Annotated in this window: 21 protein-coding genes; 9 read left to right on the forward strand and 12 right to left on the reverse strand. The window is 36.3% G+C overall.

Features of this window, described 5'->3' with window-relative positions:
- Position 1 precedes the first annotated feature (1 nt).
- Both mtnA and A0J48_RS09495 read right to left on the reverse strand, forming a co-directional pair.
- Positions 2-1,045, reverse strand: a complete 1,044-nt coding sequence (mtnA, locus tag A0J48_RS09490) for an S-methyl-5-thioribose-1-phosphate isomerase (RefSeq protein ID WP_200322509.1) — start codon at positions 1,043-1,045, stop codon at positions 2-4.
- A gap of 288 nt (positions 1,046-1,333) precedes the next feature.
- Complete coding sequence (locus A0J48_RS09495; RefSeq protein ID WP_200322511.1) at positions 1,334-2,041, reverse strand: WD40 repeat domain-containing protein; 708 nt, start codon at positions 2,039-2,041, stop codon at positions 1,334-1,336.
- A 404-nt stretch (positions 2,042-2,445) separates the two neighbouring features.
- Between A0J48_RS09495 and A0J48_RS09500 the strand changes: the two genes are divergently transcribed.
- Positions 2,446-3,837 (forward strand): malic enzyme-like NAD(P)-binding protein, encoded by a 1,392-nt coding sequence (locus A0J48_RS09500; protein WP_200322513.1) that lies wholly within the window; start codon positions 2,446-2,448, stop codon positions 3,835-3,837.
- Between the two features lie 253 nt (positions 3,838-4,090).
- Positions 4,091-4,558, forward strand: coding sequence for a thioredoxin domain-containing protein (locus A0J48_RS09505; RefSeq protein ID WP_200322515.1), 468 nt, complete (start codon positions 4,091-4,093; stop codon positions 4,556-4,558).
- 423 nt (positions 4,559-4,981) lie between these two features.
- Here the strand turns inward: A0J48_RS09505 and A0J48_RS09510 are convergent, their stop codons facing one another.
- Positions 4,982-5,728 carry a creatininase family protein gene (locus A0J48_RS09510; RefSeq protein WP_200322517.1) on the reverse strand — a complete coding sequence of 249 codons (747 nt, stop codon included), beginning with the start codon at positions 5,726-5,728 and terminating at the stop codon, positions 4,982-4,984.
- A gap of 302 nt (positions 5,729-6,030) precedes the next feature.
- Here A0J48_RS09510 and A0J48_RS09515 point away from each other — a divergent pair, with 302 nt between their 5' ends.
- Positions 6,031-6,783: a PFE-CTERM domain-containing protein gene (locus A0J48_RS09515; protein WP_200322519.1), complete on the forward strand. Its 753-nt coding sequence runs from the start codon at positions 6,031-6,033 to the stop codon at positions 6,781-6,783.
- Positions 6,784-6,942: 159 nt separating this feature from the next.
- Here the strand turns inward: A0J48_RS09515 and A0J48_RS09520 are convergent, their stop codons facing one another.
- The 6 genes from A0J48_RS09520 to A0J48_RS09545 all read right to left on the reverse strand — a co-directional run bounded on the left by A0J48_RS09520 (position 6,943) and on the right by A0J48_RS09545 (position 12,370).
- Entirely contained in the window at positions 6,943-7,215 is a 273-nt protein-coding gene (locus A0J48_RS09520) for a cupin domain-containing protein (protein WP_200322521.1), read from the reverse strand.
- Between the two features lie 22 nt (positions 7,216-7,237).
- On the reverse strand, positions 7,238-7,576 hold the full coding sequence (locus tag A0J48_RS09525; protein ID WP_200322523.1) for a Mo-dependent nitrogenase C-terminal domain-containing protein: 339 nt from the start codon (positions 7,574-7,576) through the stop codon (positions 7,238-7,240).
- 1,015 nt (positions 7,577-8,591) lie between these two features.
- A complete protein-coding gene (locus A0J48_RS09530) occupies positions 8,592-9,065 on the reverse strand; it encodes a TspO/MBR family protein (protein WP_200322525.1) in 474 nt (157 codons plus the stop codon).
- A gap of 146 nt (positions 9,066-9,211) precedes the next feature.
- Positions 9,212-10,186, reverse strand: a complete 975-nt coding sequence (gene era, locus A0J48_RS09535) for a GTPase Era (RefSeq protein WP_200322527.1) — start codon at positions 10,184-10,186, stop codon at positions 9,212-9,214.
- Positions 10,187-10,452: 266 nt separating this feature from the next.
- Complete coding sequence (locus A0J48_RS09540) at positions 10,453-11,586, reverse strand: succinylglutamate desuccinylase/aspartoacylase family protein (RefSeq protein ID WP_200322529.1); 1,134 nt, start codon at positions 11,584-11,586, stop codon at positions 10,453-10,455.
- A gap of 145 nt (positions 11,587-11,731) precedes the next feature.
- Positions 11,732-12,370, reverse strand: coding sequence for a histidine phosphatase family protein (locus A0J48_RS09545; protein WP_200322531.1), 639 nt, complete (start codon positions 12,368-12,370; stop codon positions 11,732-11,734).
- A gap of 94 nt (positions 12,371-12,464) precedes the next feature.
- On the opposite strand from A0J48_RS09545, the gene A0J48_RS09550 reads away from it, so the two are divergent.
- Positions 12,465-13,859, forward strand: coding sequence for a carotenoid oxygenase family protein (locus A0J48_RS09550; protein ID WP_200322533.1), 1,395 nt, complete (start codon positions 12,465-12,467; stop codon positions 13,857-13,859).
- 338 nt (positions 13,860-14,197) lie between these two features.
- Positions 14,198-15,259 carry a J domain-containing protein gene (locus tag A0J48_RS09555; protein ID WP_200322535.1) on the forward strand — a complete coding sequence of 354 codons (1,062 nt, stop codon included), beginning with the start codon at positions 14,198-14,200 and terminating at the stop codon, positions 15,257-15,259.
- 51 nt (positions 15,260-15,310) lie between these two features.
- On the opposite strand, the gene A0J48_RS09560 is transcribed toward A0J48_RS09555, so the two are convergent.
- The 3 genes from A0J48_RS09560 to A0J48_RS09570 all read right to left on the reverse strand — a co-directional run bounded on the left by A0J48_RS09560 (position 15,311) and on the right by A0J48_RS09570 (position 17,382).
- Entirely contained in the window at positions 15,311-16,183 is an 873-nt protein-coding gene (locus A0J48_RS09560; RefSeq protein ID WP_200322537.1) for a DUF928 domain-containing protein, read from the reverse strand.
- Between the two features lie 80 nt (positions 16,184-16,263).
- A complete protein-coding gene (pgsA, locus tag A0J48_RS09565) occupies positions 16,264-16,785 on the reverse strand; it encodes a CDP-diacylglycerol--glycerol-3-phosphate 3-phosphatidyltransferase (RefSeq protein WP_200322539.1) in 522 nt (173 codons plus the stop codon).
- Between the two features lie 33 nt (positions 16,786-16,818).
- On the reverse strand, positions 16,819-17,382 hold the full coding sequence (locus A0J48_RS09570; protein WP_200322540.1) for a Uma2 family endonuclease: 564 nt from the start codon (positions 17,380-17,382) through the stop codon (positions 16,819-16,821).
- 245 nt (positions 17,383-17,627) lie between these two features.
- Between A0J48_RS09570 and A0J48_RS09575 the strand changes: the two genes are divergently transcribed.
- The 4 genes from A0J48_RS09575 (at position 17,628) to A0J48_RS09590 (ending at position 23,133) form a co-directional block, all read left to right on the forward strand.
- Positions 17,628-18,956, forward strand: a complete 1,329-nt coding sequence (locus A0J48_RS09575; RefSeq protein ID WP_200322541.1) for a serine/threonine-protein kinase — start codon at positions 17,628-17,630, stop codon at positions 18,954-18,956.
- Positions 18,957-19,214: 258 nt separating this feature from the next.
- Positions 19,215-19,745, forward strand: coding sequence for a COP23 domain-containing protein (locus tag A0J48_RS09580; RefSeq protein WP_234300819.1), 531 nt, complete (start codon positions 19,215-19,217; stop codon positions 19,743-19,745).
- A gap of 15 nt (positions 19,746-19,760) precedes the next feature.
- Positions 19,761-20,333: a DUF4351 domain-containing protein gene (locus tag A0J48_RS09585; protein WP_200322542.1), complete on the forward strand. Its 573-nt coding sequence runs from the start codon at positions 19,761-19,763 to the stop codon at positions 20,331-20,333.
- Between the two features lie 115 nt (positions 20,334-20,448).
- On the forward strand, positions 20,449-23,133 hold the full coding sequence (locus A0J48_RS09590; protein WP_200322543.1) for a serine protease: 2,685 nt from the start codon (positions 20,449-20,451) through the stop codon (positions 23,131-23,133).
- The last annotated feature ends 195 nt before the right edge of the window (positions 23,134-23,328 follow it).

Here is a 23,328-nt window from a genome sequence, read left to right on the forward strand (position 1 = left end):
TTTAAGCCCCTTGCTTTAACTGAGATTTTATTAACTCACCAGGAGGAAAAGCACCATTTTCTGTAATAATGGCTGTAATTAACTTGGCTGGAGTCACATCAAAAGCAGGGTTATAAAATTCTGCGCCTGAAGGTGTGAGAATGGTATCACCAACTTGATAAACTTCTGATGGATGACGTTCTTCAATAGGAATTTGACTGCCTTCAGCTAAGGTAAAATCAATAGTAGAAATAGGTGCAGCAACAAAGAAAGGAATATTATGAGCTTTAGCAACAATTGCTAAACTGTAAGTACCAATTTTATTAGCTGTATCGCCATTTGCGGCTATTCTATCAGCACCGACCACCACTGCATCAATTAAACCTTGTTTCATACAATGGGCAGCCATACTATCAGTAATAACTGTCACAGGAATTCCTTCTTGTACACATTCCCAGGCTGTGAGTTTTGCACCTTGTAAACGAGGACGGGTTTCATCTGCAAATACCCTTGTTAATCTTCCTTCTCTCCACGCAGAACGCACTACACCCAATGCTGTACCATAACCAGCAGTTGCTAAAGCACCAGTGTTACAGTGGGTAAGTATGGTTAGCTTGTCGGGAGTTTTGGGTAAAGCCTCTAAACCATGATCACCTATTTGTTGACAAGTTTGGATATCTTCTGCGTTGATTTTTTGGGCAGTTTCCAGGAGAATTTGTTTAATTTCGGCAATTGTTCCCAAAGTTTCATAGGCAGTTTGCATCATTCTTCCAATTGCCCAAAATAAGTTTACCGCTGTGGGACGGGTAGAACGCAATAACTGGGCAACTTTTTCTAAGCGGTTTAAAAATTCTTGTCTATCGGTGGTTTCAATTTCTCTTGCACCCAAATATATACCATAAGCCGCAGCAACACCAATCGCTGGCGCACCTCTGACAATCATAGTGGTAATGGCCTCTGCCATGTCTTCGCTGCGATTAATCTCTACCACAGCATACTCATTTGGTAAGCGGGTTTGGTCGATGAGTAAAACTGAGTTATTTTTCCAAACAATGGGATAAAGCATAATTTAAAAGGAGTCAGTAGTCAGGAGTCAGTAGTCAGGAGGTTAGAAGAATAATAATAAATTTCACCTATTCTCTATTCCTTACTACTGTGGGAAATAAGCAATCATCATAGCAACTTTGGGGTGATTATGAGCGATATTAATATTTTTATTGTCTGATAGCGTAGCGTGGCGTAGCCATATCAGAATTTACAAAATTTAAGGATTTACAGGATGTTTGTTAGAGTTGTGATTTTTGGGGATTTGGAGATTTAGAGGATATTTTTATTGTCAGAATCAGGATGCAGACTACTCTAACCGCCAAGTTTTGATGGTCATGGCATCGGTATCACCCGCACTCAGACTACTCGCACTGATCACAGTTTTACCATCGGAGGTTATAAATAGGGGATGCAGTAAACCAGAATGACCAATCAAGGTAGATTTCAATTTTCCCGTTTGCAAGTTCCAAATTTTGATAGTTGTATCCCAACTTCCACTGACTAAAGTGTTACCATCTGGGCTGATGACTAGGGAATAAACTCCTTCAGAATGACTAGTGAGGGTAGATTTCAATTTTCCTGTTTGCAAGTTCCATATTTTGATAGTAGTGTCACGATCTCCACTAATTAAAGTGTTACCATCTGGGCTAATTGCTAGGGCATTAAAACCAGGATTGCCAGTGAGGGTAGATTTCAATTCCCCTGTTCGCAAGTTCCAGATTTTGATAGAAGTAATCCAACCACTAACATTATTTTTATTGACCAAAACTTCAACACTATTACTACTCGCACTAGCTAAAGTGTTACCATCGGGGCTGATAGCTATAGAATCAAGAGGATCAGTATTACCAATCACATTTGTAGATTGCAGCAAGAATTTACTCTGAAGATGGGTAAGCAAAAATAACTGATTAAAGGGAGAAAGACTATATTTAGTATAACCATAAATTTGAGTTCCAAGTAATAAAATTACACCACCAAAAATGGCAATTCTTAAAAATAATTTGTCTTTCATAGGATAAATTTTTCTATTTTCTTTAAGTCCCGTTAGCTATTTCTGGCATAGCTGCGTTTTATTCTCTAGTTGCCGTTTTCTACTACTGTTGTAAATACGCAATTATCATAGCAATTTTAGGGTTATTATGGGTGATGTTAAGCTGTTGTATATTTAATTTTTATAGGTCTAGGGGGCAAGATGACCGCACTACAAGAATTTACTATCTTGGGATGATAAAATTTTCAGATGCGTAATCGCTGAAGATTTTCATTGTCTAATTTTGTATTTTTTTATACAAATGGAAATATTTTTTTGACACTGAATACCTAACTACATAGATATAAATTTCATATTTAATTATCGAAATAGAATTTTTACCAGCAATTCACTATAAAATCTAAACTTTCAAATCAAACAGCACAATGACAAACTTAACTCCTAATTCTAGTTTCAGTGTTACTCTGCGTTTGCAGATTCCCAATCGCGTGGGAATGTTAGCATCTGTGACGCAAGCGATCGCTGTCAATGGTGGTAATCTTGGTCAAATTGATTTAATTGAACAAACCCGCCAAGAATCCATCCGTGATATTACAGTTGATGCTGCTAGTACCGAACACGCGGAAACCATTGTTCAAGCAGTAAAAGCATTACCCGACATCAAGGTAATTAGTGTTTATGACCGGACTTTTAATTTACATCGTGGTGGCAAAATTAGCATTGCTAGTAGAATTCCTTTAAAAAGTGTTTCTGATTTAGCAATGGCTTACACTCCGGGTGTGGGGCGGATTTGTACAGCGATCGCCCAAAATCCAGAGGAAGTTTACAACCTGACTATCAAACAAAACACTGTAGCCATTGTCACCGATGGTAGTGCGGTTTTAGGCTTGGGAAATCTTGGACCCGGTGCAGCTTTACCCGTAATGGAAGGTAAGGCGATGCTATTTAAAGAATTTGCAGGAATTGATGCTTTCCCTATTTGTCTGGATACCCAAGATACAGATGAGATTGTCAAAGCAGTAAAAAATATTGCCCCTGTCTTTGGTGGTGTAAATTTAGAAGATATTGCTGCACCGCGCTGTTTTGAAATTGAAAAAAGACTGCGGCAAGAATTAGATATACCAGTGTTTCACGATGACCAACATGGGACAGCAATTGTGACTTTGGCTGCATTGTTTAACGCTTTAAAATTAGTCAATAAATCAATTGCAGACATCCGCATTGTGATTAATGGTGCTGGTGCAGCGGGAGTGGCGATCGCGCGTTTACTTCGCAAAGCCGGCGCAGAAACCATCTTGATGTGTGATTCTAAAGGCATTATATCCACTAATCGCACTGATTTAAACGAAGAAAAACTGGAATTTGCAGTGAAAGCCCAAGGAACTTTAGCCGGCGCAACCCAAGGTGCAGATGTGTTTATCGGTGTTAGCGCCCCTGGAGTTTTAACACCAGAAATGGTACAAGGAATGACCAAGGATGCAATTGTATTTGCAATGGCTAATCCCATCCCCGAAATACAACCAGAATTAGCCCCCAAAAACGTGGCAGTTATGGCCACAGGTCGCAGTGACTACCCCAACCAAATTAACAACGTCTTGGCTTTTCCAGGAGTGTTTCGTGGGGCTTTAGATTGTCGGGCGAAAACGATTACTACAACCATGTATTTACAAGCTGCAAGTGCGATCGCTTCTTTGGTTAAACCTTCTGACTTAAATCGAGAACATATTATTCCTTCCGTTTTTGATAGTCGTGTAGCTACCGCTGTTGCTGCTGCTGTACAACAAGCCGCAAGGGAAGAAGGAATAGCACAAAGTTAATTGACAATTGATAATTGATAATTGACAATTTTCTGTAAAGGAGAAAAAATCCAACAGTTTCTATTCCCCAATCCTTTCATTTATAGGGAGAGGTAATTGTCAATTTTTAATTTTTAATTGTTGAATAAGTCCTATATAGGGAATTAGGTTATAGGATATAAATCATCAACTTTAAACTTTCTCATTCCTATTCCCTATTCCCTCTGGCAAATCATCTTTTATCTAATATCTAACTGCTGAATTTCGATCAACCATGAAATACCCAATTATTACTTTTTCCCTAGCAGCTACATTAACTTTATTTACTACTGTAGCCAAAGCTCAAGAACAACTATTATTATGTTCCTTGGATTCTGCCAACGTCACGAGCAATCAAACATTAACCAAACAAACAAAAACTGATATCAAAAATTCATCAGGTGCAGCAGAAATAGCTTTAGCCAAACATCTCAAAACAATCAAAGCGAAAATGTATGGTGCTTTTTGGTGTCCACATTGTCACCACCAAAAAGAACTCTTTGGTAAACAAGCATGGGCAACAATTACATATATTGAATGTGATCCAAAAGGTACTAAACCCCGACCTGATTTGTGTCAAAAAGCCAAAATTCAAGGTTATCCTACTTGGGAAATTAAAGGTAAAAAATATCCAGGAATGCAATCTTTAGAAACCATTGCTAACATTTCTGGTTACAAAGGAAAACGCAATTTCAAGAACTAATTTAAACACAAAATTAGAAAAAAAGAATCCCCACTTTTTAAGAAGTCGGGGAGATAAAGCAATGATATAATATAAATCCTATGAACAATGTTTACTCACCTTGGGCAATGTTTTGATTACACAAGTAGTGTTTAAAACCCATTCAAAATTGTAAACTCCTATTGAAGTAGCAATAACAGATATTACAACTACTAAGGTAGTAGTCCAAGGCTTTATCTCTCGCATAATTGAATACCTACATCTCTTGAAAAAAAGTAGTGCAGTATTAATCATACGGTATTTTTAATTATATACTTAATCGCATAAATACTTATTAAGTATCGAAACAATCGGGTCTAAAAACGGACTTCGTCCAAAGTTTTTGGAACGGGGTATAAATCCTCGTGACAAAAACGGCCTCCTGCCTCCTGCCCCCTGCCTCCGTTAATCTTCTTTCACAAACTCCAAATACCCTTTACTTAATTCCTCAACAGCCAAATCATAAAACTGCTTACCATGTTCAGGAGTTGCTAAAGCAGGATTAGAACCCATCCTTCCATCAGCGTAACGTGAACGAAAATCAACAGCACTATAAATTCTATGTCCAGAAGCAACTTCAGGAGATAAATATCCTTGTTTAATTGCTTCTGGATAAACGAATTGAGTCACAGCAACTTCACTAGGAGTCGCATGAGAACCTTCTTGATTTCCATATAATTCTTTGGCTAGTTTATACACAGAACTGCACATAAACCAATTCGCAATTTGACATTGTACCTTTGCAGAATTGGGAATTTGCAAATCTTCTAAATGAGAGTATGTTTCTGAAAAAGCTGCTTTGAGAGTAGCAATATTTCCACCATGTCCATTGATAAAATAGAACTTCCTAAAACCAGCTTTTGCTAAACAAGTTATATAATCTCGCACTACCAAAATTAAAGTGCTAGGACGCAAACTGATAGTCCCTGGAAAAGCAGTATGATGTAATGCCATACCCACATTCATGGTTGGTGCAACCATAGCTTGAGTCGCTTCACCAACTCCACGGGATATAGATTCGGCACAAATAGCATCAGTACCAATTAAACCAGTCGGTCCATGTTGTTCTGTAGAACCAATAGGGATAATAATTCCTGAAGATTGCTGTAAATAAGTTTCGATTTCTGGCCAGGTGCTGAGATGTAATAGCATTTTACAGCCTATTTCATTCAAATGAGGTACAAACTGGAATCATCAAACTCTTGTGGTGCGGGCATCTTACCCGTTACAGGTGTACCTCCTATCTTCAGAAACTGCTGTATATTTAAATTTCTTCTTAAATCTATTATAAATGATTGTCTATTATTGCAGTATTACTACTTGAATAAATTAAGTAAATTTGAGTGCATTGGCTTAACCTCCCAACATCCTCAAACATAAGAATATCAAATAACATCTTGCTTAAAAGCACCAGGTTTGATATAATCATCGTGGCACTTAAAGTATAAATTGTTATGAAAAAGAGTTTTCTTTCACTATCTCCTTTGGTGTTAATTCCTACCCTCGCTGTGGGATTCACCATGATTTCTCCTGATGATGTTCAAGCTCTCACTTTTGTTGATTCCTGGAACTTCAACAGCAACAACTTTAATTCTAGTCAAGGTAATGGTACGCTAACAAGTAATTTTGCGCCTGCAAACATTAACTATTTCCCAGGTACAACTGTCAATGCAGTAGGTAGCGATCCTGCTGGTAATGCTCTTGTCCTGCAAGCTGGTACATCTAATATTAATAATGGCAGAAATATTACACTTCAGTTTAATCTCTCTCAATATTCTGACCCAATTCTCTCATTTGCAACCGTGAGAACACCCAACGGATTCAATAACAATTCAGTTCAATGGTCTACTAATGGTTCTACATTCTCCACAGCAGGAATTATCGGAACGAATCCCTACATCCCAGTATCAAGTGTAAGTATACAAACTTTCGACTTCAGCAATGTCAATGCTCTCGATAGTGCTTCTACAGTGTTCTTTCGCATTACTTTTAACGGTGCTACCACTGCTACAGGCGGTAACGGGATTGATAATATACAATTGAATGCTACTCAAAATACTACTGCTGTTCCTTTTGAATTCAATTCCACTTCCGGGTTACTGATTCTAGGGGGAGCTTTTGGGTTACGCTACTGGCGGAAGCGCCGCTATAATTATCACAGCAATTCTCTACTTAGGGATGGAGTCGCAACAAGTACGGAAAGATAAGGATACAAACAATTTACCCATACTGCAACTTTAGTTAATAACACTCGTTGCGAATCTCCAGACAAATATAACTCCAAATTAAATGATGAGATGTTTGTTTTCTGAATTGTCAACTATACCAGGAGACAAAGATGATAAATTTTGGCTCTTGGAGCAGAATTAATCAAAGCAATAATGTTTTTTTACGTCTTGGATAATTTCCCATGTACAAGACATACCAGCCGGAAAAGTAACTAAATCCCCTTTACCCATTTGCACTGGTTGACCACCATCGGGAGTTACAATGACTTCACCTTCTAAAAAGTAGCAAGTTTCTTGAGAATCATAAGTCCACGGGAATTTGGAAGCTTCTTTTTGCCAAATTTCCCATTTGTATACACCTAATTGCTGAAGGCTCTCTTGACTAGGTTGATGCTCGATCTTAATTTCCATCTGGTGTTTGATCTAGTTGTATTTAGCAGTAGGATTGGATATCCTCTCCACATTGATCTACTAAATAACACAATGCGCGAAAACGCAAGCCAACTAATTGATCATACAGTGGATTTAGCTTGCACATTGGGGGAATGTGAGCAATTTTATGACCGAATAAAACTATATCACGTTCAAAGGGACACTGAGCAGGAATTAGTTTAGCAATCAATTTGGCGAGTTTACGGTTGTGAATTTCGATAGCATCTAACCATTGACGAATTGGTTGTAATAAATCAAATTTATTTCCTTGTTGATGATTTGCGCCAATAGGACTAATTAAAGCAGGAAGAATGATAGTTTGAGTATTTGTGGTGACCATAGTTATAAACCCTGTTGTCTTTAGATTGATGAAATTTTTTCAATATGGGCTATGTCCATGCAATTTGTTGCATAACTCTGCGTTGTCTTGGTAATTGTGTTTAAGACAATTTTGACTTAGATATCTTACATGGAATCAGCAGAGACATCTTTCAACTAATTGTTATTTAAACTCACAGTGTGTTGAATAACTGTCCCGTTAAATACAAAATAACAAAGAAATAATAAAAATGGTATTACCTTAACTTATTAATTACTGATATCGAATATTGCGATCCCCTATATCAATCACAAAAAATAGGGTGATAAAAGTATCCAGTGCTACAGAAGGTCACTGTAGAAATTAAAATATAGCTGAACTGAAGCAGTATCAATGTTTGAGAAATGTTTGCCTATTCTCTCAGTCAATTGTAGAACGGATAATCTCTATAAAAATGTCATATACGTTACATAAGCTAACCTCAATATTATTTAGTTAGTAACAAGGAATCATCTGATAAGTACAACTTAATTAATCAGTAAAATTAGCTGCTCAAAACCTCGTGTATGAATACGTTTTAATCCTTAAAATTATTTATCGATGCAAGTAATAGTTCATCAGGAACAAAAAAATTAAAAAACAGTCTCCCTGGCTTTGCCAAACTTAATTAGGAATCCTATCGCAGTGAACATGGCTATGAACAAAAACTATTTCTTATTACATATTTTTTAGCTTCACAAATATGATATAATGGTTATATATCTTTTCTTATTTAGCTTTTACTGAAGCTTGTGATAACTCAATCTCACAAATTAAGAGTATTCCTGGACTTTCAAATTGAACGCTGATTTGAATGTTGACAAGATATGTTTCTTGTTTAAAAAGGGAATAGGGAATAGGGGAGCAGGGGAAGCAGGGTGGTAGAGGAGAAAATAAATAATTACGAATTACGAATTACGTTCGCGCAGCGTGCCGGAGGCACTATTACGAATTACGTTCGCGCAGCGTGCCGGAGGCACTATTACGAATTATTCAGTTAAGCATCTTGTGGGTTAAGACGAATCATTTCCCAAGTGGTATATGTGCCAATGGGACTCCACAATAAATAAGGAACTAGTAATAATGCAGCCCAAATAGAAACGGGTAAAACTGCGAAGGCGACTAAAAAACAGATGATGAAACCTGTACCACCAAGTATTGTACCAACTTTGAGACTACGTAACCTAAACATGACAGGTGTATAAGCAATGGTAAATATTTCTAGCAGTAGGTATAAACCCATCATTAACCAAGTTATACTATTATTGGGTTTGTCTTCCCAGATAATATAAGCTGACCAAGCGCCACAAATAAAGATTACTGTCCAGATGAGCGGAATTGCGCCTTCAAAAGTCAGCCATCTAGGTCTTTGTAAATGCCTAAACCACTGGCGATCGCTAGGTGTAATCCGGTTACTCACAAAGGCTACTAAGAAAGCCACACCCCCGATTACCATCCAAGATTTCATCATAGTTTCCTATCTTTGGTGCTGACTTTCCAGAAGAACAACACAGTAATTTTATCAGGAAATGGTGTGGTTAATTGTACATATCGGGGAATGGAGAAGAACAGGGGCTGGGATGTGGGTAATAGCCTGATTCCATGCTTCTTAATTGCCTATTCTTCCACGCGATAACCTAATTCTGCTAATCTTACTCGTGAGTGTCGCCATTTTGGTTGTACTTTTACAAATAATTCTAGGTAAACTTTACCCGCAATTAGTTTTTGGATTTGTTCACGAGCAGCACTACCAATTGCTTTTAGCATTGTGCCACCTTTACCAATTAAAATTCCTTTTTGGGAATCTCTTTCCACGTGGATAGTTGCAAGTACACGGGTAATGCTTGGGGTTTCTTCTACTAAATCAATGGCGATCGCTACTGAATGAGGAACTTCTTCACGAGTTAATAATAAAATCTGTTCCCGAATTAATTCCCCCATGATAAATCGTTCTGGCTGGTCTGTCACCAAATCTGGTGGATAGTAAAAAGGACCAGGTTCTAAATGTTCAATTAATAATTCTTGGGTTTCTACTAATCCTAAACCTGTCTTAGCAGAAAATTTCACAGCTTGCCATTCATGTTCTTTAGCTAACTGAAGATAACTAGCATCTATTTTTTCTGCATCTGATGGTTGTTCGTCAATTTTATTAATTCCCAAAATTACTGGTGTGTGACTACGGCTAAGTAAATCAGCAATAAAGCGATCGCCACCACCACAAGCAGCCGTTCCATCAACTACAAAAAGTACCACATCTACCGACTCAATGGCGATTTTGGCATTTTGTACCAGCACTTCTCCTAATTGATGATGTGGTTTATGAATTCCTGGAGTATCGACAAAAATTAACTGCGCTTTTTCTGTGGTTAAAATACCTCTTAACCGATTTCTGGTAGTTTGCGCTACTGGTGATGTAATAGCAATTTTTTGACCTACTACGTGATTCATCAAAGTAGATTTACCGACATTAGGACGACCAATAATGCCGATAAAACCAGATTTAAACTCAGGAGGAGCTTGGGGAATTGTAACTGCTTCTGAAAACGAGAAGCTATAATTATCACTATTACTCACCTTTGACTCCACCTTCATATTTTACAGCCGGGATAAATTGGTTTTTTCTCAAATCAAAACTAGACATAAAATCACCCTGGTATGTGCCAGAATGTCCTTATGTTTAGTTTAATCTATTACAGAATATATAGGAATCCGGTTTGATTACTAAAATTATTTGTGGGGGCAGGGAATAGGGAATAGGGAATAGGGAATAGGGTTTTAGAGAATTTAGGTGTACTGAGTTTTGTAAGGTTGCACCATGCAATCTATCAAATATCAAATATAAGTCTTAGATTTTTATTTTATTGTTGAAGCACGCCCAGGACAAACTCACCTTGATTGACAGCCTGATTAGTTGATACATCATAAACTAAGCCATCTGCTTCTGCATTAATATCAATTACAGCAGGTAATTTACCTTCTTTATTAAAACTGATAATTTGATACAGCCTATCTCCCGCTTTGACAACACTACCCAATTCAACTCTAGATTGAATCATACCCCCTGCAATAGCATAATACCTTTTTCTCTTGCTACTGGCAGCAAAATACATTTGATGAGATTGTGTTTGCGAGAGAATTAAGTCAGGAAGTTGTAAAACCTTTTTTTGAGCTAAATAATTTTTTATACCCTGCACACCTTTAGCAACTGAATCAGGTTTCATTTGCATTCCTGTTCCTAGTTCCAATGTCCAAGCTTCGATATCAAATCTGATATTTTTTCCCAGTGTTTGCAAAGCAGCTTCTAGTGCTAACCAAGGTTTGATAAAAGCTTCATCAAATGCATCTCCATCATATTTATCTAATAAAACGCCATAATCAAGCAGAAAGTATTTGGCGCTATCTTCCCGATTTTGGAAATAATAAACGTAGTCTAACCCTTGATTATTAGAACTATGTAAATCAATCAAGTAGTCTGCATCTAAAGACAGGGATTGTAGTTGATAGCGAAAGATATCACTATAGGGTACACTGGCAGGAGAATTGATTTTTGCTAAATTTTGGGAAAATTTCCTGCTAATTGCCGTTAAATAATTTTTTCTGATGACCTCTATATCCAGATCAAGTTGAGATTTAGCAAAATCTACCACATCATTAGCTTCTTTCTCATAATCCCAAAAAATGCGATTCCAGTCTTTACCGTCATAAGCACAAAATCTCCCAGGAGAGAAATGTTGAGCGCGTTGATTTGTTCCCATAGGATTACAAACAGGAACTAACCAAATTTCTCCAGCTAAATCACTGTCTTTGATCGTTGATAAAAACTCGATTAATTGATAGATAACTGCATTGCCAGAAATTTCTGCTCCATGCAAATTAGATTGAATATAAACCTTCTTTCCTGGCTGAGAACCTATAAATTTGTAAACTTGAAGGGATAAGATATCACCCGAAGCCATTTGACGTAAAGGAATAGTTTCAATAACAGGAAACATAATAAAACTCCTAATAGGTGATTCAATTTTGGATTTTGGATTTTGGATTTTGGATTGTTCTTGTCATCTCCAATCTAAAATCTAAAATTTTCTTCCCCATCTCCCCATCTCCTCATCTCCCCACCTCCCCATCTCTACTGCCTTCTTATGTTCCTCCTAAGTTTCGTAATCTTGCATCCAAATGAGTCCGGTCTGCTAAAGTTTGCAACATTGGCCCATGTTCAGTAAATTCTACAATACTCACAGAACCAACAGGACATCCCCAACGATAACGAAAACGTCCTACATCAATTCCTAGCAAACTACAAAGAATAATTCTGATGGTTGCTTTATGGGTGACAACTAAAACATTACCGCTGCTATAAAGATGCTTAATTTCTTCAATTACCTGCATAGCACGAGAAGCAATTGTGACTGCTAATTCTCCTCCATTGGGTGCATACCAAGCAGGGTCAGCAGACCAGCGAAGATAATCATCATGATATTCCTGGCTAATCACTTCTGGGGTTTTTCCTTCCCACGCACCATAGTTAATTTCTCTTAAACCATCCCGCAATTGTGGTTGCATTCCTATAGTTGTATACAAAGGTTTTGCTGTTTCTATAGTTCTTCGCATAGGACTAGAAAAAATCGCCCTCCAAGGGGTAGAACTGTATGCAGCAGCAAAAGCCTTGGCCATTTCTACACCTTCAGGAGTTAATTCTGAATCTATCGAACCACAAAAGGCATGATTTCGACTGCATTCTGTTTCTCCATGACGGAGTAGGTAAAGAGTGAGACTCATAAAAATTTTGGATTTTGGATGTTAGATTTTGGATTTTAGATTTTGGAGTATGGCTATATTAGATCAAGTAACTTCATAAAACTCAACAATAACAATGGTAGCAACCGTAGTAAATCCCTATTTAGATGGTAATTTCGCACCAGTCCGCCAAGAAATTACTCAAGACACCCTGAAAGTCATTGGAGAACTACCCCCAGACCTTTCCGGGATGTTTGTCCGCAATGGACCCAACCCCCAACATTCACCCATTGGTCAGTATCACTGGTTTGATGGTGATGGAATGTTACATGGTGTAGAAATTAGCAACGGTCAAGCTACCTATCGCAACCGTTACGTCCGTACCAGAGGTTGGAACATTGAATATCAAGAAGGTAAAGCGGTTTGGACGGGACTTTTAGAACCACCCCAAATAGACAACCCCTACGGACCTGGTAAAAATACCGCCAATACTGCCCTAGTTTGGCACGCAGGACAATTTTTAGCCGTGTGGGAAGGGGGTACGCCTCACAATATTCGACTTCCTGAGTTAGAAACTATTGGTGAATATACTTACAATAACAAACTGATTTCCCCTTTTACTGCCCATCCTAAAGTAGACCCTGTTACCGGGGAAATGATGTTTTTTGGCTACTCCTTTGCACCTCCATACTTGCAATATAGTGTAGTTTCAGCCCAAGGGGAATTATTGCGGACAGTACCCATTGAAATACCAATGGGAGTAATGATGCACGATTTTGCTATTACTGAAAATTACACGATTTTTATGGATTTACCCCTAACATTCAGTGTAGAACGGATGCAACGGGGGGAAGCAATGATGATGTTTGAGAGTCATCTTCCCAGTCGTTTTGGCATTGTCCCACGTCACGGAGACAACAGCAATATCCGCTGGTTTGAAACTCCTTCATGCTACATCTTCCACACCCTTAACGCCTACGAAGCCGGAGACGAAGTAATACTTATTGCTTGTCGTATGAGTTCCACAACTGTATTGGAAAATGGTTCATCAACTGATCCCACAGCAAACCTACCTTTCTTACATCGTTGGCGGTTTAATCTCAGCACAGGTGCAGTCACAGAAGAAATGCTAGACGACGTACCAGCAGAATTTCCCCGCGTTAACGAAAACCTGGTGGGAAGAAATACCCAATACGGCTATGCTGGGAAAATGGCTAATAGTCCCGTACCTTTATTTGACGGCGTAATTAAATATAATTTTGCTAGTGGCAAATCTCAAACCCATGAATTTGGACAAGGACGTTACGGTGGTGAAGCCGTGTTTGCACCTCGTTTAAATGCAACAGCAGAAGATGATGGTTGGCTTGTCACTTTTGTGCATGATGAAAATTCAGAAACTTCTGAATTAGTAGTTATAAATGCTCAAGATGTCAGCAGTGAACCTGTTGCAAGAGTAATTATTCCCCAACGAGTACCCTATGGTTTCCACGGTGCTTGGGTGACAGCAGCACAGTTGATGAATTCTATCTAATTATAGCAGGAGTCAGGAGTAAAACCCTCTTGTATAGGGAGTTTTATTATCAGTTGATGTCCTAACCATCCTGTCCACGGCTATAGCTGGTAATTGGGGATTAGGTATTGGGTAATAAACAAAACATTACCCATTCATTACCCATTCATTACCCATTCTCCACCAGCAACATCGTTTAATTCAGGAGTTATACACCTGGAGATAGATTAAATTTATTTAACATCATCACGGATAAGAAAAGTAGTAAAATAAAATATTAATTCCAACTCCCAAAATAATAGTAATTGCTCACATCTAATTAAGTTATTTCCTAAACCGTAAACTTACCTGTTTTTTTCATGCCTAGAAAACCCAAGTCTGCATCACCAACATCCCCCAGCACAATACTGGCACTTTCGGATCTGCATATACATTTATCAGCTTTAGAAAAAGAACATCAGTCACTTCTAAAACAAATTAAGAAAAAGCGAACTGAGTTAAACAACTTTGTAGAACAAATGCGTTCTTTAGCCACAGAAATATTTCAAAAAGCCAGTCCCAGCTTTAAAAGGATGGCAGACTTAGATCAAGAAATCCACGCTTTGTTTAAGGAGATTTTTGCTACTAGGAAATTTGGTAAGCAAACCCAAAAAAATATAGAATCACTTTACTTCAACCTGCAAATGTCAGGAATAATTAGTCCAAAATCTAATCACGAAGAAGAGGAAGAAGATGCAGAACTAGACGAACTATTTGAGAACCCAGATACAGAGGAAGATGAACCTCATAATAACCGTCGTCAATATTGGGACTCACAAGAAGAAATACAATCTACTGCTGCTGGTAGAACGGAAGAATCAAGAAAAGTCCGCCAGACATTTTTGAAGTTAGCTGAAATCTTTCATCCTGATAAAGTACAAGACAGTGAAACTCATAAGTCCCATACAGAAATTATGAAAGAAATCAACAAAGCCTATCAGGAGGGAGATTTAGCAAGACTGTTAGAAATTGAACGACAGCATCAGTTAGGGGAAACTATTGATAACAATAGCGAAGATGATTTAACTCGCAGATGTAATAATCTAGAACAACAAAATGAAATCCTCAAAACTCAATATGAGAAGCTGAAACAAGAACTACGTCTTGCTAAAAATACTCCCGAAGGCGCAATGGTTTCAGATGCTCGCAAAGCAGCTAAAAAAGGTATTGATTCTACTGGTATCATGCTGAAAGCTTTGGAAACTCAGATTAATGTCATTGCTGATATTCGAGACTTTATCAAAGATTTTAGAGAACAAAAAATTACCATTAAAGAGTTTCTCGCAGGACCTCCCAGTTTACGTTCTAGACAAGAAGAAATGATGGAAGAATTACTAGAACAAATGATGGAAGAGCTAGGAGGAGTAATTATTTTTCAGTGAGCATTAAGCTCAAGCTTGTTTAAAGATAAAGTTGTTTGTGGGAATTGACAACTACAAACTACCCTCCAAGTCATTTTTGAGTGAAGAAGTTGGTTTAGTTTTTTCGGTGTTATTTGTGTTGGTAGGTGTAGTGGGAGAATTAGCAACTTGACAACAGTTATTCACAGGAGCATTAGCTAATTGTTGCAGTTCCACAGATTCTAAAAGTTCATCCCATTCTATTTCTGCTTGAGGATTTTCACGCAAAGATTCAAGAATTTCTACGGTTTCATTCCAAACACCAAATTCTGCATACAATTTAGCTTGTTCTAGTGGTTTTTGTTTAAGTTGCTCTATTTTATCCATTTTTTCTGAAGTTAAAGATGTACGTTCTATCCATCCTTTTAATAATTTATCGTCAGATGAATCATCAGGATCACAAATGACTTTAAATTCCCAAGTGTAAATTTTATTTGGTTGTAATTTCACTGTTTTTGGAAGTTGGACTTTCACTATTCCCTGAATATGAGGTAGTGAAAAATCGGTTGTATAAACTTCTTTTTTTGTGTCTTTTTCAACTACATGAAATTTAACTTCTGTATCTATAATGACGGGAATATGTACGTAAACCGAAGGGTTAGGAACTACGGTTGTAATCATGTTATTGATTGGTACTACAGCCGTTAGCTTGATTTTGCTGGAATTAGAGTCTGATGGTGTTGCTTCTTCTATGAGGTTATCCAAATCACAACCGCCTCTTCTTCCTCCTGGTGCAGTTCGTTCTGGCGCTCCCCGGTTAGTTGCTAATGGAAATTTAACGCTAACTAAATATCCAGGGGTTAATTGTGCTTTACCCTGTGTTGGTAAGCTGGAGATGATGAAAATAGCAGTTAACAATCTAACAGTTAGGGTTTTTAAGAAAAACCCAGTATTTTTTGTCACCATAAATACTGTTCTAAGCTAGGAGAACAAGAAAATTTATTACGAGATGTATACTATATGCGACCTAACTTGCTTAATTTGGCTTATTCAGTAATTGTACCGTTTTTTGGCGGTAGTATATAGATAATTCCAGAAGCTATGGTTAAAATTACGGAAATCCAAAAAGCAATTAATGAAGAGATTTGCCAAGCTGGTGATAAAGGTGCTATGAGTAGGGCTATGGCAATGATTTGACTGACTGTTTTTAACTTACCCCAAATATTTGCACCAGTGATAGTGGTTTGATTAACACGCCAACCTGCGATCGCTAATTCCCGTGCTAGGATGATAAAAACTCCCCAAGCTGGTATTTTCCCCAATTCCACCAAAACTAATAACGGTGCAAGTACCAATAATTTATCTACGAGGGGATCAAGAAATTTCCCTAAATCAGTAATTTGGTTAAGTTTCCTAGCTAAATATCCATCTAACCAGTCTGTTAAAGCCGCAATTAAAAATATAGTTAAACATATCCATTGAGCTTGGGACGTAGGAATATATAAACCGTAAAGTAGAAAAGGTATTCCCAAAAGTCTGGAAAAAGTAATCGTGTTGGGTAGATTCATATAGTTGTGATGAGATATGCAGTTGATGATTGTCTACAATTTCAGCCAATCAAATAATTGTCCCAAAGTCAAATGTAAATCACCAACTAAATCTGGAACTGGTAATATATCTGCTGAATTTTCTAAAAATATTGGTTGCTGGTTCTGTGGATAAATTATGATATTCAATTCTTCTGGAATAATTAACCAACCCAAGCTAGTACCATGATTTAAACAATGCAAAATATTTTTGGTAGGCTTAGTTATACTTTGCTCAGGAGAAAGAATTTCAATTGTCCAGTCTGGATAGGTATTAAAAGCATTTTCAATATTACCTTTTTCATCTACAGGAATTCTATCCCATGCAAATACAGCGATATCAGGAACTATGGAACGTCCCCCAAATGTACACCTTAACTCTGGAAAAGCTAAAGCGATTTTAGCATCTTCAACTACATTGTTAATGGTGTTAACTGTTTTCCCTTGTAATCTGCTATGTTTACCTTGTGGCATGGGTTTTTGAATTATTTCTCCATTGATATATTCACTTGCAGGTTTAGTTTCTGGTAGTTGTAAAAATTCTTCTAAACTTAATTGACGGGTTGGTGTGGCTACCATAATATTTTTACCTCTTAGTATCTAACTCCCAGTGTACTCTAAATTAAGTTTACTTGTATTTAGAGGTAAGAGCAGGTGACAGGTGACAGGTGACAGGTGACAGGTAACAGTTTTAAAAGCCTTTGAGTGTATAAGTTTTAGTTTTGGTTAATGTCCTCAACGCTTTGTCTACGGCTATAAGAGCAAAATCAGACAGTTTAATATTGTATAATTTATTTGGGATATTTTGTAAATTTAGGCATTTTATGAACAAAATTTTACAAATTGGTACTGTTTTGAGAGAACGTTACAAAATTACCAATATTTTATCTAGTAATACAGGATTTGGAATTACCTATAAAGTCAAAGACTCTAATCATCCAAATCAACCTACTCGGATTTTAAAACAACTCAAAAAACCAACAGCAGCTAAATTAAATATTGAAAATCTCCCAATTCCAGAACAGCAACAAATATTAAATCAATACTGGCAGGAATATCTGAGACTTTTCCGAATAGAAACTCAAGTGTTAGCAAAACTGGGAGAAGAATATAAACAGATACCGACAATTTACGAATATTTTGATGAACAGGATGAATATTTTTATGTGCAGGAATATATTGAAGGAGATTCTTTAAAAACTGAAGTTAAACAAGGTCAAACATTATCAGAACAAAAAACCATATCTTTATTAATTGAGATTTTAGAAGTTTTTGAATATATTCAAACTAATCCTGGTTATTCTGTAATTCATAGAGATATTAAACCAGAGAATATTATTCGTAAAAGTACCGATAATAAATTAGTTGTCATTGATTTTGGTTTAGCGAAAGAAGTAACTGTTCCCGGAACAAAAATAGGTTCAATTCTTGGCGGTACAAAAGGATATATTGCACCGGAAATATTATTGGGTACAGTATCATTTGCTAGTGATATTTATTCTATAGGAATGATTGGGGTTTTTGCAGTCACGGGAGAAGACCCCACTTATACACCTACATTAGCTGAAAATTGGCAACCAAAAGCAAATGTCAGTCCAGAATTTGCTGCTGTATTAAATCAAATGATTTGTGAAAGTTATAAACAACGCTTTCAAAATGCAACGGAAGCATTAGCAGCATTAAGAACATTAAATAAAAAACCAGTTCCACCACCTCCACTACCAAAAATAAAACTTCCTATTAAATTAATTGCAGGTTTTGTTTTAGCTGTTGTTGTAGTTATTGGGATCACTTTAATAGTGAGAAACCCAGAAAATCAATTAATAGCAGATGGAAAAGAAAAAGCAGGACAATTAACAACATCAGATGATAAAGAATTTGGTGGCGGTAAAAATTTTGATGGTTACAAATTCAAAAGTGATAAAAAACAATATTTAACAGTGCAAATAGTGAGTCAAGAGTTTAGTCCTATTTTCACCGTTCGTAAATTAGATGATCCGAATTTTATGACTGTGAAAGATGTCGCAAATAAAGACAATAATTTCACAGCTTCTATTATGGTAGACAAAGGTGAATATGAGTTGAAAATTAAATCAGAAAATGCAGCTTTAGGAGACTATGTAATTAAAGCTTGGGTGACAGATATTAAGTAACCATATCTCATTATCTCGTTCCCAGTCTCCAGACTGGGAATGCTTTGATAGAGTCTCTGACTCGACACAAACAGAAGTCAAAATCTCGGACTCTACAAAAACGGAAGTCAGAGACTTCCTTTATTCATTCCCACACAGAGTATGGGAATGAGAAAGACGTAATTAAACAAATATTTACGTAAATTTTATATACATCAACTCTCTATGTGAGGCATAATATACTACAACAAATAATCTAATATACCCACAAGTGCAATTATGAAAAGTTATCAGTGGTTGTTATTCATGATTATGTTTAGTTTAAACCTGATCTTAACAGGATGCGAAGAACCTAACAAAGTAGCTTTCTCCTGTGAAACAGACAAAAATGGAGAACACACAACCAAAGTTAAATATCAAAACCAAACACGAGATTTAATAGTGTGGAAACGCACCGACTTTGTAAAAGCAGGGTTTCCTCCACAACGGAGATGTCAAGAAGTCACACCAAAATTACAAGATGCTTATGATAATGGAACTTTGAAAACTTTAACTTGGGGTTATTCTGAAGATGAAAACGATCCTAATAAAAGATTTAAATCTTTATGTACGACTACAGGAAAAGAGTGTCATACTTTGATTTTAACATTATTAGAATCAGATGATCCTGATAAAGAATTGAAAGACTTTACTGCTGTTTTAAATGGTGATGCTTCTAAAGCATATCAAAATTCTTCCTGTACAGTACCACAACAAACAGGTGCTAATTTAACTTGTACCGTTGATATTTTCAAGGTGTTTAATAAATAAGGAGAAATAAAACCTATGTTAGCAGCAATGAGTGAAGAAGCTAGAACAATAGCAGAATGGAAAGATAAAGGTTTAAAACAGGGAACTCGTTTAGGAATGAGATTAGCAGAGAGAATAGGAATTAAACAAGAAACAGAACTAGGAATTAATCTAGGTGTTAAATTAGGAATGGAAATAGGAATAGAGATAGGAGTGAAATTCTTACTAATACGACAGTTAAATAAACGCTTAGGTACAATTCCTCGACTGTTATCAATTCGACTTCAGGAATTATCAACAGATAATGTACAAGAATTGAGAGAAGGATTTTTAGATTTTTCAACTTTGGAAGATTTAGAAAAATGGGTAGATAAAAAAGAAAATAAATCTGGAAATTACCAAGAGATAATAAAATCTCAAGAGAATGCAGCGATAAACTTTGTTATGCGACAATTAAACCGTCGTTTTGGTGCAGTTACTCAAGATTTATTACCAAAAATTGAACAGTTAACTAGAGAAGAAATAGAAACATTAGCTGAAGATTTGTTAGATTTTTCTGTTCTGTCAGATTTGGAAAATTGGTTGCAACAAAATCAATCTAATCAATAAAAATTGTAGGTTGGGTTAAGCGATAGCGCAACCCAACAAAAACCTTCTTAATGTTGGAAATGTTGGGTTTCCTTGCGTCAACCCAACCTACATATAAATACCAGGATTACCATCTATGAAATTACCTAAAAACCTCTATAAATTATCCCATCTATTATTATTCTTACTCCTCCTATTTCCCGCTTCTCCGATTATTATCACTGGTTGCAGTTCTTCCCTATTCGCACGCAAACCGGGGACATTTTCAGAATCAGAATTAAAGAATATCTTAAAAGAAATTACCTTCAAAGTCATAGTAGATGATAAAGAAACCGCATCAGGTACGATTATCAAAAAACAAAACGGGTTTTATACAGTTCTCACTAATGCTCATGTCATAGAAAATGCTAAATCTGTAAAAGTTGTCACTCCTGATAATAAAACTCATGATGTGGAATTTTCTAAATTAGATAGACAAGATAATAAGAAAGATGATTTATATGATTTAGCTAAGTTGACTTTTAGCAGTGAAACTACTTATTTAGTTGCTGGTTTAGGGGAAGAGGATATTAAACCAGGGGAAAAGGTTTTTGCTGGGGGATATGTGAAGGGTAATTTGCAAACTACCAAAGGTACAGCGAAATTATTTTTAAATCAGCCGTTAATTAAAGGACAGCAAATAGCTTATGACAATGATATTCAACAGGGAATGAGTGGGGGAGCAATTATTAATGAAAAAGGTTATTTGGTGGGGATAAATAGTAAGCTTGCTAATCCGGTTTTACAAACTGATTTTCGCTATTTACAAGGTGAACAACCTGATGAGAAAACTTTAAAAGAATGGGGTAATTATAGTTGGGGTATTGCGGTTAATTTAGTTGATGAAGCTGCACCTGATTTAACTTTGTTTCCTGAGAGGGTAATTAGGAAAGTTGGCGGTATTCCGGCTAAGGTTTTAGATATTGCTAAACAGTCTTCGGTGAAAATTCAAGGTAAAAGTGGTATTGGTAGCGGGGTAATTATTGCTAAGGATAAAGATGTTTATTATGTGTTAACTGCTGCTCATGTGGTGGAAAATAAACAGGAGTATCAAGTTGTTGCACCTAATAAACAAGTTTATAAGGTGGATAATGAGACTATTCGCACTAGGAAGGGACTTGATATGGCTGTTTTACAGTTTCGTAGTTCTCAGGTTTATCAAGTTGCTACTTTGGGGGATTATGAGTTAAAGGAACAATATGTTTTTCTTTATGGTTGGAAGGGGGAAGAATTAAATCATCCTTCTTTGTTTAGTGTGGGTAAAATACAAAGTGCGGAGAAAAGAGATTATTGGGCAAAACCAAGAGGGTATGAATTAGCATATAGTAATGAAGGATATCCCGGAATGAGTGGAGGTGGTATTTGGGATACAGAAGGGCGATTAATTGGTATTCATAATTATTCAGAAACGGATGTTTTAGGATTTAGTTTAGGTTTATCTATTCAGACTTTTTTATTTTATCAAAAAGATAATGTATGGAAGTTACCTCAACCTCAATTAAATGTTGCTAAAAATGAACCTAAATCAGCAGATGCAGCTTCTGTTATTTTAGCATTTTTTCAAATTACTTCTGAACCTAATTCTGTAAATGCTACTGGAATACAGTGGCTTAATTATGGTATTCAATTATGGCGAACTGGTGATACAGATAATGCAATTAAAGCAATGGAAAATGCAGTTATCAAAGATCCAAACTCTTGGCAATCTTATTACAATGTTTCTTGGATTTGGGCAGGAAAAGGAAAATATCATTCAGCCTTAGCTGCTATCAATACAGCAATTATAGAAAAACCAAGTTTTTATCGTTCATATTTATTCAAGAGTGTAATTTTTCGGAATTTAAAACAATATCAAAATGCTTTAGAAGCAATTAATCAAGGATTTTTACAATCTAAAGAAAATCATAAAGAAGATTTTTTGCTTTATGCAACTCGTGGAGAAATATTGAGTAACTTGGAAAAATATGATCAGGCTATTGCTGATTTTACTCAAGTTATTAAAATTAATTTTCAATTCACAAGAGCTTACTATAATCGTGGAGTTATTTATTATGAGCAAGGAAAGATAGATTCTGCTATTCAAGATTTCACCCAAGCTATTGCTATTAATCCTCAATATGCAAAGGCTTACTATTATCGCGGGACTATTTATGGTAATCAAGGAAAAATAGATTCCGCTATTCAAGATTTCACCCAAGCCATTATTATTAATCCTCAATATACACAAGCTTACTATGACCGAGGAATTGCTTATAGTGAGCAAGAAAAAGTAGACTTAGCTATAGCTGATTTTACTCAAGTTATTAAAATAAATCCTCAATATGCAGAGGCTTACTATAATCGAGGATTTATTTATGGTAATCAAAGAAAGGTAGATTCCGCTATTCAAGATTTCACCCAAGCTATTGCTATTAATCCTCAATATGCACAAGCTTATCATAATCGCGGGAATATTTATGCTCAAAAAGGAAAGCTAGAATTAGCTATTGCTGATTTTACCCAAGTTATTAAAATAAATCCTAAATTTGTAGACGCTTATAACAATTTGGGATATACATATATTCAACAAAGAAAACTTGACCAGGCACTTCAAAATTATAAACAAGCTATTGCCATTAATCCTCAAAATCCAAAAGCTTATTTGGGTCGAGGATTAGCTTATGGTTTGCAAAGTAATAAACAACAAGCAATTAAAGATTTAGAAACTGCAAAACAACTATTTCAACAACAAGGTGATAAACAAGGATATCAAAACGCACAGGAAATAATAAATAAGCTGTAAGTTATATTCCCATCCCTGAATTTACCTTCTATTCTCTACCAATGGGTTAAACTAATCAAAAATAACCAAACTAACACCACAACGACTAGCTGCTGCTGCTAACCGAGAATCAAGAGTTGCTAAAGTTATCTGTTAGCTTCCACACCCGCCATGAAATGAATTTCATGGCTAATAACCAAAGTTTACTAAAGTAAA

This window comes from Sphaerospermopsis aphanizomenoides BCCUSP55 (assembly GCF_001586785.1).
Taxonomy (GTDB): domain Bacteria; phylum Cyanobacteriota; class Cyanobacteriia; order Cyanobacteriales; family Nostocaceae; genus Sphaerospermopsis_A; species Sphaerospermopsis_A aphanizomenoides_A.